18 protein-coding genes are annotated in these 14,562 nt (G+C 60.2%); 7 read left to right on the forward strand and 11 right to left on the reverse strand.

Annotation, left to right across the window (positions count from 1 at the left end; genetic code table 11):
- Positions 1-57 precede the first annotated feature (57 nt).
- Positions 58-345, forward strand: a complete 288-nt coding sequence (locus ACIPIZ_RS08925) for a SelT/SelW/SelH family protein (protein ID WP_064390804.1) — start codon at positions 58-60, stop codon at positions 343-345.
- On the opposite strand, the gene ACIPIZ_RS08930 is transcribed toward ACIPIZ_RS08925, so the two are convergent.
- Together ACIPIZ_RS08930 and ACIPIZ_RS08935 are read right to left on the reverse strand one after the other, a co-directional pair.
- On the reverse strand, positions 339-1,232 hold the full coding sequence (locus tag ACIPIZ_RS08930) for a DMT family transporter (protein ID WP_122661561.1): 894 nt from the start codon (positions 1,230-1,232) through the stop codon (positions 339-341). The genes ACIPIZ_RS08925 and ACIPIZ_RS08930 overlap by 7 nt on opposite strands.
- 282 nt (positions 1,233-1,514) lie before the next feature.
- Entirely contained in the window at positions 1,515-2,279 is a 765-nt protein-coding gene (locus ACIPIZ_RS08935) for an AraC family transcriptional regulator (RefSeq protein WP_401165015.1), read from the reverse strand.
- 133 nt (positions 2,280-2,412) lie between these two features.
- On the opposite strand from ACIPIZ_RS08935, the gene ACIPIZ_RS08940 reads away from it, so the two are divergent.
- Entirely contained in the window at positions 2,413-3,228 is an 816-nt protein-coding gene (locus ACIPIZ_RS08940) for a UDP-2,3-diacylglucosamine diphosphatase (RefSeq protein WP_064390807.1), read from the forward strand.
- 116 nt (positions 3,229-3,344) lie between these two features.
- Here the strand turns inward: ACIPIZ_RS08940 and ACIPIZ_RS08945 are convergent, their stop codons facing one another.
- Both ACIPIZ_RS08945 and ACIPIZ_RS08950 read right to left on the reverse strand, forming a co-directional pair.
- A complete protein-coding gene (locus ACIPIZ_RS08945; protein WP_064390808.1) occupies positions 3,345-3,935 on the reverse strand; it encodes an HD domain-containing protein in 591 nt (196 codons plus the stop codon).
- A gap of 14 nt (positions 3,936-3,949) precedes the next feature.
- Positions 3,950-4,261: a DUF962 domain-containing protein gene (locus tag ACIPIZ_RS08950; RefSeq protein ID WP_122855473.1), complete on the reverse strand. Its 312-nt coding sequence runs from the start codon at positions 4,259-4,261 to the stop codon at positions 3,950-3,952.
- Between the two features lie 164 nt (positions 4,262-4,425).
- On the opposite strand from ACIPIZ_RS08950, the gene ACIPIZ_RS08955 reads away from it, so the two are divergent.
- Positions 4,426-5,487 carry an AraC family transcriptional regulator gene (locus tag ACIPIZ_RS08955; protein WP_201783041.1) on the forward strand — a complete coding sequence of 354 codons (1,062 nt, stop codon included), beginning with the start codon at positions 4,426-4,428 and terminating at the stop codon, positions 5,485-5,487.
- Here ACIPIZ_RS08955 and ACIPIZ_RS08960 read toward each other — a convergent pair.
- Entirely contained in the window at positions 5,444-6,898 is a 1,455-nt protein-coding gene (locus ACIPIZ_RS08960) for a TrkH family potassium uptake protein (RefSeq protein ID WP_064390811.1), read from the reverse strand. The genes ACIPIZ_RS08955 and ACIPIZ_RS08960 overlap by 44 nt on opposite strands.
- Before the next feature lie 121 nt (positions 6,899-7,019).
- Here ACIPIZ_RS08960 and ACIPIZ_RS08965 point away from each other — a divergent pair, with 121 nt between their 5' ends.
- A complete protein-coding gene (locus ACIPIZ_RS08965) occupies positions 7,020-7,586 on the forward strand; it encodes a nitroreductase family protein (RefSeq protein WP_401165019.1) in 567 nt (188 codons plus the stop codon).
- Between the two features lie 242 nt (positions 7,587-7,828).
- On the opposite strand, the gene ACIPIZ_RS08970 is transcribed toward ACIPIZ_RS08965, so the two are convergent.
- From ACIPIZ_RS08970 to ACIPIZ_RS08995, 6 genes are all read right to left on the reverse strand, one after another.
- The gene (locus tag ACIPIZ_RS08970) at positions 7,829-9,169 is read right to left on the reverse strand and encodes a sensor histidine kinase (protein WP_401165021.1); all 1,341 of its coding nucleotides are present in this window, start codon (positions 9,167-9,169) and stop codon (positions 7,829-7,831) included.
- A 175-nt stretch (positions 9,170-9,344) separates the two neighbouring features.
- Entirely contained in the window at positions 9,345-9,794 is a 450-nt protein-coding gene (locus ACIPIZ_RS08975) for a Spy/CpxP family protein refolding chaperone (RefSeq protein ID WP_064390814.1), read from the reverse strand.
- A 229-nt stretch (positions 9,795-10,023) separates the two neighbouring features.
- Complete coding sequence (locus ACIPIZ_RS08980) at positions 10,024-10,701, reverse strand: response regulator transcription factor (protein WP_064390815.1); 678 nt, start codon at positions 10,699-10,701, stop codon at positions 10,024-10,026.
- Positions 10,702-10,708: 7 nt separating this feature from the next.
- Positions 10,709-11,119, reverse strand: a complete 411-nt coding sequence (locus ACIPIZ_RS08985) for a translation initiation factor 2 (protein ID WP_064390816.1) — start codon at positions 11,117-11,119, stop codon at positions 10,709-10,711.
- Positions 11,120-11,241: 122 nt separating this feature from the next.
- A complete protein-coding gene (locus tag ACIPIZ_RS08990) occupies positions 11,242-11,541 on the reverse strand; it encodes a YciI family protein (RefSeq protein ID WP_007919677.1) in 300 nt (99 codons plus the stop codon).
- 1 nt (position 11,542) lies between these two features.
- Positions 11,543-12,139, reverse strand: coding sequence for a septation protein A (locus tag ACIPIZ_RS08995; protein ID WP_105709110.1), 597 nt, complete (start codon positions 12,137-12,139; stop codon positions 11,543-11,545).
- 87 nt (positions 12,140-12,226) lie between these two features.
- Between ACIPIZ_RS08995 and ACIPIZ_RS09000 the strand changes: the two genes are divergently transcribed.
- From ACIPIZ_RS09000 to ACIPIZ_RS09010, 3 genes are all read left to right on the forward strand, one after another.
- On the forward strand, positions 12,227-13,090 hold the full coding sequence (locus ACIPIZ_RS09000; RefSeq protein ID WP_064390817.1) for a PHP domain-containing protein: 864 nt from the start codon (positions 12,227-12,229) through the stop codon (positions 13,088-13,090).
- A gap of 13 nt (positions 13,091-13,103) precedes the next feature.
- A complete protein-coding gene (locus ACIPIZ_RS09005; RefSeq protein ID WP_105709141.1) occupies positions 13,104-13,733 on the forward strand; it encodes an L-threonylcarbamoyladenylate synthase in 630 nt (209 codons plus the stop codon).
- 123 nt (positions 13,734-13,856) lie between these two features.
- Positions 13,857-14,555 (forward strand): ScpA family protein, encoded by a 699-nt coding sequence (locus ACIPIZ_RS09010; protein ID WP_172828192.1) that lies wholly within the window; start codon positions 13,857-13,859, stop codon positions 14,553-14,555.
- The last annotated feature ends 7 nt before the right edge of the window (positions 14,556-14,562 follow it).

Raw genomic sequence — 14,562 nt, forward strand, 5'->3', positions numbered from 1 at the left:
CAAGCGATAAAGCCGGCTATTATAGCGGCGCCCTCTGTCTCAGGAGTTTCAGCGAACATGACTGTAGAAAAAGCCGAAGTTGTCATCACTTATTGCACCCAATGCCAGTGGCTGTTGCGCGCCGCGTGGCTGGCGCAGGAACTGCTCAGCACATTTGCCGATGATCTCGGCAAAGTCTCACTGGTGCCGGCTACCGGCGGGGTGTTTCACATTACCTGCGCAGGCGTGCAGATCTGGGAACGCAAGGCGGACGGCGGCTTTCCCGAGGCCAAGGTGCTCAAGCAACGGGTTCGCGATCAGATCGACCCTGACCGCGACCTCGGCCACAACGATCGCGCTCAGTGAGATGCGGCCTCGGCGGCGACGGTTTTTTTATCGCTGGCGCCTGACATCCGCGCCGACACCACGATGGCGACAATGATCAGCGCGCCGCCCATCAGCATGCGCAGGGTCGGGTTTTCATTGAACAATAGCCAGGCGACGGTGATGCCGTAAACCGGCTCCATCGCGAACACCACCGCCGCCGTGCGTGCTTTGATCACCGCCAGACTGGCCACGAACAGGCTGTGGGCGACGCCGGTACAGAACACGCCGAGCAGGGCAATCCACAACCAGTCCAGCGCACGGACTTCGCTCAATTGTGGTGCTGCGACCGGCAGCAGACACAGCGCTACCACGACGTTCTGACACAACGCCGCCTGCACCGCCGGAATACGCCCGGAGCTGGCGCGATTGGTCAGCGACAGCAAGGAAAACAGCAACCCCGACAGCACTGACCAGAGCAGACCGATGGTCGCGCCGCTGCCCAGATCGAACGCTGGCGTCACCAGTATCAGGCCGACACTGACCAGCACCACGAGCACGATTTCATTGGCGCGAATGCGTTCTCGGAAGATCAGCCCTTCAAGAATCACCGTAAACGCCGGGAAACTGGCAAAACCCAGGGTCGCGATGGCCACGCCGGCGATCTTCACCGAAACGAAAAAACTCACCCAGTGCCCGGCCAGCAACACGCCGCTGAGGGCCAGACGTCGCCAATCCACGGCCTGGAGTTTTTGCCAAGCGCTTTGGCTGGCGAATCGGGCGAAGAAAGCCAGGGCGAGTACGGCGAAGGCGGCACGACCGAAAACGATCACGGCCGGCGAGGCGGCAGCGAGTTTGCCGAACACACCGGTCAGGCCAAACATCAAAGCACCAATGTGCAGGGCGCCGAGGGCAGTACGCGGAGTCATTGCAGTCCTTCTATCGCAAACACAATTCAACTGTTGATCGATCACACGCAGCAGCGTGGGAACGACCATTTACTGTAGGAGCTGCCGAAGGCTGCGATCTTTTGATCTTGCTTTTGATCGTTCCCACGCTCTGCGTGGTAACGCCTCTAGGGACGCTCTGCGTCCAGTGACGCGGAGCGTCACGGGCTGCATTCCCACGCGGAGCGTGGGAACGATCAAAGATCGCAGCCTTCGGCAGCTCCTACATTTAAGCGTGTAGAGGTCAGTAAGTCTGTCGGCAGGCTATTGTCTTTTGTCGCGGGAATCGCGCCGAAGCTGGCCGGGTGAGGCGCCGAACTCGCGCAGGACGGCGGCCGAGAAAGCACTCTGCGAGTTGTAACCGACGCGGCTGGCAATCTCACCCATGGGCAAAACCGTATCGCGCAGCAGTTGCACCGCCAGATGCAAGCGCCGACTGCGCAGGTAATCCATCGGCGTCTGCCCGCATTCGGCCATGAACCGAGCATGCAGACGCGCGCTGGATAACCCGGCAACGCGCGCCAGATCGGCGACTTGCAGTGGATACCCAGCGTTTTGCTCGATGTACGCATCCAGCGCCGCGTAGGGCAGACGGCGGGCGGCGAGTTCGGCAGGTTGCGCATGATTGAGGCTGGCCAGCAGCAACACCGCGCCTTGCTGCGCGATCAGCGGATCGCTGACCGGGCTGTTCGCCAGCCAGTTGACCAATTGGCTCTGCCCCGAATCCAGCGACAAACGCGCAGGCTGATCGAGCAAACGGCGGCTGGCCTCGGCATGTTCACCCAACGAATCCACCAGCCATTGCCCGTCAGGGATGTCCATCACCAGGCAACGACTGCCATCGGGACTGCCGCACGCGTGATGCGCACCCGAAGGGATCACCACAAAACTTTGCTGGCGCACCTGGCTGCCACAGCCTTCGACCTCGAAGTCCAGCGCGCCGGACAGCCCGAACACCAACTGGGCGTGCTCGTGGCTGTGGACGATCAGGTCGCGGGTGTACTGACGCAGGGTAAGGATCGGGCGCATGAACAGATCTCCGGGCAGGCCTGCAGTCTACACCGAGCGGCACGGGCTGCGCTGTCACAGGACTGACTCACGCTTGTCATGGTCGATTCACCGGGCAAGCGCACTCTGGCGAAAACATCGCAGAGGGTTGCCCATGACCAGCGCCGAGCTCGCCAGACCCAGCCGCAAACAACGGGTGCGAACCCTGTGGATTTCCGACGTGCACCTGGGCACGCGCGATTGCCAGGCCGAACACTTGTCGCAGTTTCTCAAAGGCTACCATGCCGACAAAGTCTACCTGGTAGGCGACATCATCGATGGCTGGAAACTGCGCGGTGGCATGTACTGGCCGCAGGCGCATACCAATGTGATTCGCCGCTTGCTGACCATGAGCAAGCGCGGCACCGAGGTGATTTACGTTACCGGCAATCACGACGAGTTTTTACGCCGTTATTCAAAGCTGATCCTCGGCAACATCCAATTGGTCGACGAAGCGATACACGTCACGGCAGACGGCCGGCATCTGCTGGTGATTCATGGCGATCAGTTCGATGTGATCACCCGATATCATCGCTGGCTGGCCTTCCTCGGCGATTCGGCCTACGAGTTCACCCTGACCCTCAATCGCTGGCTCAACCATTGGCGTGCGCGCTATGGCTACGGTTACTGGTCGCTGTCGGCGTACCTCAAACACAAGGTGAAAACCGCGGTGAGTTTCATCAGCGACTTTGAAGAAGCCATTGCCCATGAGTGCGTTAAGCGCGAGTTGCATGGCGTGGTCTGCGGGCACATTCACCACGCCGAGATCCGCAAGGTGGGGGAGGTGGATTACCTCAATTGCGGCGATTGGGTGGAATCGTGCACGGCGCTGATCGAGCATTGGGATGGCACGATCGAGTTGTATCGGCTGGCGGATGCTCAGGCCCGGGAGGCGGAGCTGAAGGCCGCCAAAGTCGCCGAACTTGCCTAGTTCTTCGGTGATTGAGAGGGCCTCATCGCGAGCAGGCTCGCTCCTACAGGGGTACGCATTTCAACTGTAGGAGTGAGCCTGCTCGCGATGAACCGCGCAGCGGTTCCCGAAGATAATCACGCTGGTGAGTGTTCAGCCATCGCGGCCTTGTAAATCGAGTTCTTCGGCTGTGCAAACAACCGCTCCATCATCGGCTCGAAGAAACTCAACGGCAGTGTGTCGTACTCCGGATCAAACGCCGCCGCATCGTATTTGGCGCAAAATTCGGCGGTCGCTTGAAACTGCGGATGCTCTTTGAATTGCTCGCGCAGGTGCCGATCCATACCCAGGTGATGAAAGAAGTAGTAGCCCTGAAACACCCCGTGCTTCTCGACCATCCACAGATTTTCGGCGCTGACGAACGGTTTGAGAATCGCTGCGGCGATGTCCGGGTGGTTGTACGAACCCAAGGTGTCGCCGATGTCGTGCAGCAGCGCGCAGACCACGTATTCCTCGTCACGGCCATCGCGCCAGGCGCGGGTCGCGGTTTGCAGCGAGTGGGTCAGGCGATCCACCGGGAAACCGCCGAAATCGCCTTCGAGCAATTTCAGGTGAGTCATGATCCGTGAGGGCAACTGTTTGGCGTAGGCACTGAAGTCAGCGGCGATGATCGCCCAGTCTTCCTGCGTGCCGTCCTTCATATGGGTGAAGCGGGCATTGGCATTCATTGGCTGACCCTCATTCAGAACGCCACGCGACCAAGGATCATGTCGCGGTACATGACAAAGTCACCGAGCAGGCTGTACAGGGGATGCTGAAAAGTCGCCGGTCGGTTCTTCTCGAAAAAGAAATGCCCGACCCAGGCAAAGCTGTAGCCAGCCAATGGCACCGCCAATAGAAGCAGCCAGGCGCCTTTGGCGATGGTCATCGCGAGAATGAAAATAACCAGCGTCGTGCCAATGAAGTGCAGACGCCGGCAGGTGCTGTTGTTGTGTTCGCTGAGGTAATACGGATAGAACTCAGCGAAGCTGTTGAAACGCTTGATGTTTTCCACGACCGCGTTCTCTGTGGTTATTGTTCTGGCGACGAGTTGTTCTGCGGGTAGCTTATTTGAGTCTAGAGTGATCATTGGCGTGGGCCAGTGACAATCGGCGCCACTTTAGTATCCTTCGCAAATCAGGCCGTAACATGCGGCCCATCATGTAAAAGAATAACGCCATGAGCGAACGAACGACTTCTGCAAGCTGGGCGATGGGGATTGTCAAAGCATTGGAGATGGACGGCCTGGATTGCCGGGTACTGTTCAAGCAACTGGGGCTCGATTACACGGCTCTGGATGATCCGGATGCACGTTTCCCGCAAGACTCCATGACCCGACTCTGGCAACGGGCGGTCGAGTTGTCCGGCAATCCGGCGATCGGCCTGAATATGGGCAAAGTGGTGCGACCGGCGTCGTTTCATGTCGCCGGCTACGCATTGATGTCGAGCAATACCCTGGCCGAAGGCTTCCAGCGACTGGTGCGCTATCAGCGGATCATCGCTGAAAGTGCCGACCTGAGTTTCCGTCTGCTGGAAGAAGGTTACGCGCTGATTCTGACCGTGCACGGCGACCATTTGCCGCCGACCCGGCAAAGTGCCGAAGCCTCGCTGGCCTGTGCGTTGGGTCTGTGCGGTTGGCTGACCGGGCGCACGCTGCATCCGGTCAAAGTGCTGGTGCAGGGTGATCAGCCGGAGAATCTGGAACCCTACAAACAAGCCTTCCACGCGCCATTGGTGTTCAACGCACCGTACGATGCGCTGATCTTCGAACGCGCTGACATGGAGGCGCCGCTGCCCACCGCCAACGAGGCGATGGCGCTGTTGCACGACCGCTTTGCCGGGGAGTATCTGGCACGATTTTCCGAAAGCCGCGTGACCCACAAAGCGCGACAGGTGCTGTGCCGGTTGCTGCCACAAGGTGAGCCAAAGCGCGATACCGTGGCGCAGACCCTGCATTTGTCGCAGCGTACTTTGCAGCGCCGCTTGCAGGAGGAGGGCACGAGTTTTCAGCAGTTGCTCGATGACACTCGTCGCGAACTGGCCGAGCAATATCTGGCGCAGCCAAGCATGACCTTGCTGGAAATCGCCTACCTGTTGGGTTTTGCCGACCCGAGCAACTTCTTTCGCGCGTTCCGCCGCTGGTTCGACACCACGCCCGGCGATTACCGGACGCGGTTGTTGCAGGCACCGAACGCGATCAGTGACGCCAGAAGGCCGGAATACACAGCACAAACACCGTAATGATCTCCAGTCGGCCGAGCAGCATGCCGAATGACAGGATCCATTTGGCCGCATCCGGCAGGGTGGCGAAGTTACCCGCCGGGCCGATGGTTTCGCCAAGGCCCGGGCCGACGCCGGACACGGTACTGGCGGCGCCGGTCAGCGCGGTCATCCAGTCGACGCCGAGCAGCGACAGCAGTAGGGCGATCACGCAGATGGTGATGGCGAAGAAAAACGAAAAAGTCAGAATCGAACGGACGATCTCTTCGTCGAGGCGGTGACCGTTGTACTTTTGCTTGATCACCGCGCGTGGGTGAATCAGCTGATTAAGGTTGGCCTTGAGCAGGATGTAGGCGACCTGGAAACGGAAAATCTTGATTCCGCCCGCCGTCGAACCGGAACAGCCGCCGACAAAGCCCAGATAGAAGAACAGCATCAGCGAGAAGTTGCCCCACAGGCTGTAGTCGCCGAGGGCGAAGCCTGTGGTGGTGACCACCGATGTCACGTTCAACGCCACATGGCGCAAGGCGTCCAGCCAATGCAGGTTGGTCGTCCACCAGTACCAGGTGCCGAGCACCAGCCAGGTCACCAGCAACATGCCGAGCAAACCCTGCACCTGCTGATCCTTGATCAGCGCCTTGCGGTTGCCGCGCAACGTCGCCACGTACAGGGTGAACGGCAGGCTGCCGAGGATCATGATAACCACCGCAACCCAGTGCACTGCCGGTTGCGTCCACTTGGCCAGCGACTGGTCGGAGGTCGAGAAGCCACCGGTGGAAATCGCCGACATGGCGTGGTTGATCGCATCGAACGGGCTCATCCCGGCCCACCAGAACGCCAGGCTGCCGAGGATGGTGATGCCGACATAAGCCGCCACGATCAGCCGCGCCACCATGTGCGAGCGCGGCATGACCTTTTCCGAGCGGTCCGAGGACTCGGTCTGGAACAGGCGCATGCCGCCGATACGCAGCAGCGGCAGAATCGCTACCGCCATACCGATAAAGCCGATGCCGCCGATCCAGTGCAGCAGCGAGCGCCACATCAGAATGCCCGGGGACATATTGTCCAGATGATTGAGCACAGTCGAGCCAGTCGCGGTGATGCCGGACATGCTTTCGAAAAACGAGTCGGTGTAACTGATGTGCTGCGTCAGCAGAAACGGCAGCGCGGCAAAGATACACACCACCAGCCAACTGCTGACGGTCAGCAGGTACATGTCGCGCGGGCGCAGATGAATGTGTTCGGGGCGGCCGGGAATCACCAGCGCGAGGCCGGCGACGAAGGTGATCATGCTCGCCCAGAGGAACGACGGCAGGTCGCTGGTGCGCTCGAAAATCACCAGGGTGGCCATCGGTACGACCATGGCCACAGCCAGGGTGATCAGGAAGATGCCGATGATGAAACCAATGATCCGTAAGGTCGGCAACGCCATGAAGTCCGCTCGGGCTGATGTGGGAAGGGCGCCATTCTACCCGTGGGGCAGGGCATGTAAACCGGCATCCTGTTGGCAGATACAGCTAGAATAGCCGCACATATTTTTCAGGAGGTGGCCGATGCAGGCTCTCGACGCGTTGCTCAACCGTGTTTCCGTTCCACGTCTGGTCGAACCGGCCCCCACTGCCGAGCAGCGCGAAGCCCTGTTTGGTGCCGCCTTGCGTGCACCGGATCACGGGCATTTGCAGCCGTATCGTTTCTTGACGGTCGAAGGCGCGGCACGTGAGCAGATGGGCGAGTTGCTGGCTCAGGCTGCACAGATGCAGGAAGGCGAAGTCACCGAAGCGATGATCGACAAGGCCCGCAACGGCCCGCTGCGTGCGCCGCTGGTGGTTGTGGTGATCGCCAAACTGCAGGAGCACGTCAAGTATCCGAAAGCCGAGCAGTTGCTGGCTGCAGGCTGTGCGGCGCACGGGATTTTGCTGGCGGCGTATGCGCAAGGGATTGGTGCGGTGTGGCGCACGGGGGACTTGGCTTATTCGCAGCACGTAGCCAAAGGTTTGGGGCTGGCGGAGGGCGAAGAGGTGATTGCGTTCCTTTACCTCGGCACACCGCAGAAAGAACCGCGTGTGGCGGAGAAGGTTGATCTGGTTGAGTTTGTTAGTGCCTGGCCCGCCATCGCCTGAAGATCAAAAGCCCCTCACCCTAACCCTCTCCCGGGGGGAGAGGGGACTGATTGGGGGATGCTGTAGAGGTACGCCGACCTGAACGCTCTTCGCTGAATCCAGAATCGACGCGGATTACGGTTCTGTCGAATCCATAATCAACTCGGTGTTTCAGGTCGATGTCTGACGCAAGACACCTCGTTCGGCTCCCTCTCCCTCTGGGAGAGGGCTGGGGTGAGGGGCTTTTCTGGGGCGGGCGGCTCTTAGGGTTGCACCACCGCACCCGGCACCAATGGCAACTCCAGGCTGGCAATAAATCCGCCCTGCGGATGATTGGCCAACATCAAACTCCCACCATGGCGCTCCGCCGCCCGCCGGGCAATTGCCAGGCCCAGGCCATGTCCCGCCGCCGTCTGCCCCGGCGCCCGGTAAAACGGCTCGCCCAACTGACTCAGATGTTCGGCTAGCACGCCCGGTCCGTGGTCACGCACACTGACGATGATTTTTTCACCCTGACGCGAGGCTTGCATCTCGATCGCCTGATCTTGCGGGTTGAAGCGCTGGGCATTGCGCAGCAGATTATCGACCGCACGCTCGATCATGGTCGGCCAGCCCTTCAGGTGCAGTTGCGGATCGGCATCGAGACGCACCGTCTGCTCGGGCGATCCAAGTTGTGCATCTTTCTGCAACGTGCCAAGCAATGCATTCAGATCCACTTCTTCAGCACTGGCATTGTCAGCATCGACCCGTGCCAGCACCAGAATTTCACTGATCAACGCTTCCAGCCGATCACACTCGCGGGTCAGTCGTGGCCAAAGTTTTTCCCGTTCTTCAGGGTTGGCCCGTTCGGCCAGCGCCAAGGCAATGCGCAGCCGCGCCAACGGTGAGCGCAGTTCATGGGAGACGTCGCGCAGCAACTGACGTTGGCTGCCGATCAGGCTTTGCAGACGCGCGCCCATGCGGTTGAAGTCAGTGGCCAGCACGCCAAATTCATCGCGACGATTGGCCAGTTTCGCCAGGCTGTTCTGCTGATAAGTGGTCTGCCCCAGATCATGCACGGCGCCGCGCAAACGGCTGAGCGGGCGGGTGATCGAGAAGGTCACGAGCAAACTGAACAGGGTCAGTACCACCAGTGCGATGCCCAGCGCACTCAACGGCCAGAGCAGGCTTTCGCGGTGCCAGGCGTCGAGTTCAGGGTGGGGGATGCGGTAGATGAACAGGTAGGTGTCGCCGGTTTTTTCACTGGTGAACTCGTCGGTCAGGCGTCGCCATGGCAGACGGCGGTCATCGTTGTTCTGTCGTGCTTCGAAGGCCGCCGCGCGCCGGGGGAAAGTGCCGCGCACCACCGGATCGCCGCTTTCGTTGAGCACTTGAACGTCGATGTGATATTGGCGTTTGCGCTGTTCGAGGATGTCCTGCGCGGCTTCCTCGCCCTGGGCTTCGTAGGTTTGTGTCCACTCGCCGGCGAGGGTTTTGAGGCCGGGATGACGGCTAAGGATCCACGCGTCCTGATTGAGCATGTGCCCGAGCAGAATCGACAGCCCTGCCACCAGAGCGATGGCCAGCCAGAAGCTCGCGAGAATACGCCAGAACAGTGAACGCACAGAAAATCCTCAAAACAAACACAAATCCCTGTAGGAGCGAGCCTGCTCGCGATAGCGGTGGGTCAGACAAAAATCTGTCAACTGACACACCGCTATCGCGAGCAGGCTCACTCCTACATTTGGATCGATGAAAACAGGCCCATCGGGTTTGGCCGATGGGCCATGGGTCAGAACATTATTGCGCTTTTTGCGCCTGTTGCGCTTTCCACGCTTTGAACTCGGCCCATTCGGCGCGGCGTTCAGCCTGTTTCTTCTGGATCTCGTCGAATTTCTTCTGTTGATCCGGTTTCAACACGGCGCGGACATCGGATTCGGCTTTCTTGTGGTTGGCCGCCATCTCGTCCTTCATGGCTTTCTGGTCAGCCGGCGAGAGTTTTTCCAGGTATTTGTCGACCACTTGCTTACGCTCGTGCATCTGCTCGCCCATGATCTTGCGAATCTGCTCGCGCTGCTCGCGGGAGAGGTCGAGTTGGCTGTACGGGCCTTTGCCGTGCATGCCGTGCATCTGACCGCCGTGGCGTGGGCCGTCGAGCGGGCCACCCATCGGACCGCCGTCTTGCGGCATCGCCATGGCGACGGTTGGCAGAGCGGCAGCGAACATCAGAGCGATAAGAGTCTTGCGCATGGTGTATCTCCTTGTCTCGTTCCCGGTACGTTCCGGATGAGTTCAGATTACGGAGATCAAGGTCAGCGGCGGTCAGCGCTACGTAAAGCTTGGGTAAAGACGCTTCGCGTCCGACCTGACAAACACACTTTGTAGGAGTGAGCCTGCTCGCGATAGCGGTGTATCTGGCAAGAACATGTCGACTGACACACTGCTATCGCGAGCAGGCTCACTCCTACAAGTGGGAGGTTCAGAGGCTGTAGTAGTAACCCCGGCTGCGCAGGGCGACGATGCGCGGGCGGCCGTCGGAGTGGGGGCCGATCTTTTTGCGCAGGTTGCTGACGTGCATGTCGAGGCTGCGGTCGTACAGGGTCAGCTTGCGACCGAGGGCGAGCTGCGCCAGTTCCTGTTTGTCCAGCGGCTCGCCGGGTTGCTTGAGCAGCGCTTCGAGCAGGCGACTTTCGGAAACGGTCAGGGTCAGCTCTTTCTCGTCGATGCTGACCACACCGCGCACCGGGCTGAAACTCAGGTCGCCCAGCTCAAGCTGAGTCGACACGGCAGCCGGATGACTGCGCCGCAATACGGCACGCAGGCGCGCGGTCAGTTCGCGCGGGTCGCAGGGTTTGGCCAGGTAATCATCGGCGCCCAGCTCCAGGCCGAGGATACGGTCCAGCGGCTCGCCACGGGCCGAGAGCATCAGAACCGGCAGGTCAGCGTGATCGTTGCGCAGTTGCTTGAGCAGTTCCAGACCGCTGCCGTCAGGCAGCATCACGTCCAGCACCACCGCTGCCGGGGCGGTTTCAGCCAAAGCCTTGCGGGCACTCTGGCCATCGTGGCAGGCACGGACCTGAAAGCCTTCCTGGCTCAGCCAGCTACTCAGGAGTTCGCACAACTCCTGGTCATCATCAATCAATAACAGCTCGCTCATGACTCACTCAATTTAGCCATTGCCGACGTTTTCGGCTTGCTCCACTGGCAAAGATACCGCAGAGCAGCGCCAATAGCGCTACTCCTGCTCCCGTGACGAACCACTGCTGCTGGTCGGTCAACAGTCGCGGCACCGGGCTGGCCTGGGCTTCCTTGAGTTGCAGCTTGAGGCGCTGGTTCTCTTGGCGCAGCCGGGCGAGCTGGGCGCTTTCGCGGGTGTTGTCGGCAGTTTGCAGTTGTTTGCTCAATTCTTCCCGTTGCTGCTCGCTGGCCTTGAGGCGCTGCTGCAGTTCGGTGATCTGGCTGCCGGCACTCAGCGACAATGGCGTGGAGCTGCCGCCTTCGGTGGATTCCTCACCATGGGCGGGCGTCATCATCGACAACGAGACCAACATCAGACACAACGGACCCTTGCGCATCGCTACACCTGCTTCCAAATGGATATTGGGCAGGTTGTCGGCAGGCAAACGAGAATAATGAGCGATTGAGAACGCGATGAACCGACAAGGTTCATCGCGTGGGAGAGACTTGCGCAGGAAAGTTACGGCAGGACTTGCTTGAACGGCTTGACGACGACGTTGGCGTAGACGCCAGCGGCGATGTACGGATCGGCGTCAGCCCACGCCTGCGCAGCGCTCAGGGAGTCGAATTCGGCGACGATCAGGCTGCCGGTGAAACCCGCTGCGCCCGGATCATTGCTGTCGACGGCCGGGTGCGGGCCGGCCAATACGATGCGGCCCTCACCCTTGAGCGCTTGCAGGCGTTCCAGATGCGCAGGGCGTGCTGCCAGGCGTGCTTCCAGCGAGTTGGCGACGTCGGTGGCAATGATTGCGTAGAGCATGTCAGTCCTCGGTTTTTGGTGTTGTGGTATCGGCGTCGTGCAGGTGGCGCGACAGGTAAATGCCCTGTGCGACCAGGAACAGCACGGTCATGCCCAGGCTGCCGAACACCTTGAAATCGACCCAGATGCTCTGGAAGGTGAAGGCGACGAACAGGTTGGCAGCGCCGCAGAACAGGAAAAAGGCGATCCAGGCGATGTTCAGACGGGTCCAGACCGGATCCGGCAGGGTCAGCGCGTGACCCATGATGCGTTTGATCAGCAAGCGGTCACCAATGAAGTGGCTGCCGATGAAAGCAACAGCGAACAGCCAGTTGACCACCGGCGCTTTCCACTTGAGGAAGGTCTCGCTATGGAAGGCGAGCGTCAGGCTGCCGAACACCAGACAGGCGATCAGGGTCAGCCATTGGCTCTTTTCCAGCTTGCGCTGTTTGATGAACAACGCGCCATACACCACCAGGGAACTGATGATCAGCATCGCCGTGGCGCTGTAAATACCGCCTACAGTCACTTCATGGCCAGCGATGTCGACAACCCGTGGATCAAGTTTGTAAACGATGAAGAACAGCAGAAGCGGGATGAAATCGATGAATTGTTTCACAGTGAGAGCCAGAAGCTGGATGTGGCGGCATAATAACAAACATATGGGCGCGCGATAGCGCCAGCTGATTTGAGGTTACAACTCTCCGTGAATGTAGATTTGCACTGCCATAGCACGGCCTCCGATGGCGCCCTGGCGCCTGCGGTTCTGGTTGCGCGTGCGTTCGAGAACGGCGTGCGAGTCCTGTCGTTGACTGACCACGACACCCTCGAAGGCCTGGCCGAAGCGCGCACGGCCGCCAATGAACTGGGGATGCAACTGGTCAACGGTGTCGAATTGTCCTGTACCTGGGGCGGCGCGACCATTCATGTGCTGGGCTACGGTTTCGACGTCAACGCCGCGCCGTTGGTCGAGGCCATCGCCAAATTGCACGATGGCCGCTGGCTGCGGTCGGAAGAAATAAGCCGCAAGCTCGCCCTCAAGGGCATGCCCGGTGCCCTTGAAGGCGCCCGGCAGGTGCAGCAGGAACTGGGCGACAGCGGCAACGCCCCGGCCCGTCCGCATTTCGCTGACTGGATGGTGCGTGAAGGTTTTGTAAAGGATCGCGCCGAGGCATTTCGCAAATGGCTCGGCGCCGGCAAGCTCGGTGACGTCAAATTGCATTGGCCGACGCTGGAAGACACCGTCGGCACGTTGCGCGCCGCCAATGCCTGGGTCAGCCTGGCGCACCCGTGGCACTACGATTTCACTCGCAGCAAGCGCCGAAAGCTGATTGCCGACTATATTCAAGCAGGCGGGCATGCAATCGAGGTGGTCAATGGCCATCAGCCTGCGGAACAGGTCGGCAGCCTGGCAATCCTTGCCCGTGAGTTCGGTCTGCTGGTCAGCGCCGGCAGTGACTTCCATGGCCCTGGCGGCTGGTCCGAGATCGGCCAGTACCGGCCGGTTCCCGAGGACCTTCCACCCCTGTGGTGTCGGTTCAAACATGACACAGTTATTGCCGCCGTCTGAACAGGTAGAAAATGTGAGTCAATTTTTCCAGATACATCCGGAAAACCCGCAAGCGCGCCTGATCAAACAGGCGGTCGAGATCATCCGCAAAGGTGGGGTGGTGGTGTATCCCACGGACTCTTCCTATGCGATCGGTTGCCAGATCGGCGACAAGACCGCCATTGAGCGCGTGCGCCGCCTGCGTCAGCTCGATGACAAACACAACTTCGCGCTGATCTGCAGTGACCTGTCGCAACTGGGTAACTACGCCAAGATCGACACCGGTACCTTTCGTATTCTCAAAGCCCATCTGCCGGGGCCTTACACCTTCATCCTCAATGCCACTCGCGAAGTGCCCCGGCTGTTGCTGCATCCGAAGAAACGCACCATCGGCCTGCGCGTACCTAGCCAGCCGATCGCGCTGGCACTGCTGGCCGAACTTGGCGAGCCGCTGATGAGCGTGACCCTGATCATGCCTGGCGATGAAGACCCGCTGAGCGATCCCCATGAAATGCGCCAATTGCTTGAACACCAGGTGGACCTGATCATCGATGGCGGTTTCGGTGGTATCAAAGCTTCCACCGTGATCGACCTGACCGGCGATGACCCGGAAGTCGTGCGCGTCGGTTGCGGCGATCCGACGCCGTTCATGGTCGAGGCCTGAATGTCCGCAGTGGAAACCGTAGTCGATCCCCAGGCCGGCGCCCAGCAGGAGCTGCCGTTTGCCATGGTCTATGGTCAGGCGGTCATGGAAATGCCGCTGGACCTGTATATCCCGCCGGATGCCCTGGAAGTCTTTCTTGAAGCTTTCGAAGGCCCGCTCGACCTGCTGCTGTACCTGATCCGCAAACAGAACATCAACATCCTCGACATCCCTGTGGCGGAAATCACCCGCCAGTACATGGGCTATGTCGAGTTGATGCAGTCGGTGCGTCTGGAACTCGCCGCCGAGTATCTGGTGATGGCCGCGATGCTCGCCGAGATCAAATCGCGCATGCTGCTGCCGCGCGCCGAAACCGTCGAAGACGAAGAAGATGACCCGCGCGCCGAACTGATCCGCCGCTTGCAGGAATACGAGCGCTTCAAGGCCGCCGCTGAAGGCATCGACGGCTTGAGCAGGGTCGGTCGCGACGTGATCGTGCCCAAGCTCGACGCCCCGGAAGCCCGCGCGCGCAAGCTGTTGCCGGACGTGGCGCTGGAAGAGATTTTGATGTGCATGGCCGAAGTGCTGCGCCGTGGCGATATGTTTGAAAGCCACCAGGTCAGCCGTGAGGCATTGTCCACCCGCGAGCGCATGAGCGATGTGCTGGAACGGCTCAAGGGCGGCGGTTTTGTACCGTTTGTCGAGCTGTTCACCGCCGAAGAGGGCAGGCTGGGTGTGGTAGTGACCTTTATGGCGATCCTTGAACTGGTCAAGGAATCCTTGGTCGAGCTGGTGCAGAATGAGCCGTTCGCCGCGATCCACGTGCGAGCCCGAGCCGAATAACGAGTCG

Origin of the sequence: Pseudomonas sp. NPDC087690, assembly GCF_044743175.1 — a bacterium.
Taxonomy (GTDB): Bacteria; Pseudomonadota; Gammaproteobacteria; order Pseudomonadales; family Pseudomonadaceae; genus Aquipseudomonas.

Bases quoted from the DNA above. Each gene is read 5' to 3' on its own strand.
- ACIPIZ_RS08940 (WP_064390807.1), top strand. From the start codon at position 2,413: ATGACCAGCGCCGAGCTCGCCAGACCCAGCCGCAAACAACGGGTGCGA.
- ACIPIZ_RS08985 (WP_064390816.1), bottom strand. From the start codon at position 11,119: ATGCGCAAGGGTCCGTTGTGTCTGATGTTGGTCTCGTTGTCGATGATG.
- ACIPIZ_RS08965 (WP_401165019.1), top strand. From the start codon at position 7,020: ATGCAGGCTCTCGACGCGTTGCTCAACCGTGTTTCCGTTCCACGTCTG.
- ACIPIZ_RS08990 (WP_007919677.1), bottom strand. From the start codon at position 11,541: ATGCTCTACGCAATCATTGCCACCGACGTCGCCAACTCGCTGGAAGCA.
- ACIPIZ_RS08975 (WP_064390814.1), bottom strand. From the start codon at position 9,794: ATGCGCAAGACTCTTATCGCTCTGATGTTCGCTGCCGCTCTGCCAACC.
- ACIPIZ_RS08945 (WP_064390808.1), bottom strand. From the start codon at position 3,935: ATGAATGCCAATGCCCGCTTCACCCATATGAAGGACGGCACGCAGGAA.
- ACIPIZ_RS08980 (WP_064390815.1), bottom strand. From the start codon at position 10,701: ATGAGCGAGCTGTTATTGATTGATGATGACCAGGAGTTGTGCGAACTC.
- ACIPIZ_RS08935 (WP_401165015.1), bottom strand. From the start codon at position 2,279: ATGCGCCCGATCCTTACCCTGCGTCAGTACACCCGCGACCTGATCGTC.
- ACIPIZ_RS08930 (WP_122661561.1), bottom strand. From the start codon at position 1,232: ATGACTCCGCGTACTGCCCTCGGCGCCCTGCACATTGGTGCTTTGATG.
- ACIPIZ_RS08955 (WP_201783041.1), top strand. From the start codon at position 4,426: ATGAGCGAACGAACGACTTCTGCAAGCTGGGCGATGGGGATTGTCAAA.
- ACIPIZ_RS08960 (WP_064390811.1), bottom strand. From the start codon at position 6,898: ATGGCGTTGCCGACCTTACGGATCATTGGTTTCATCATCGGCATCTTC.
- ACIPIZ_RS08925 (WP_064390804.1), top strand. From the start codon at position 58: ATGACTGTAGAAAAAGCCGAAGTTGTCATCACTTATTGCACCCAATGC.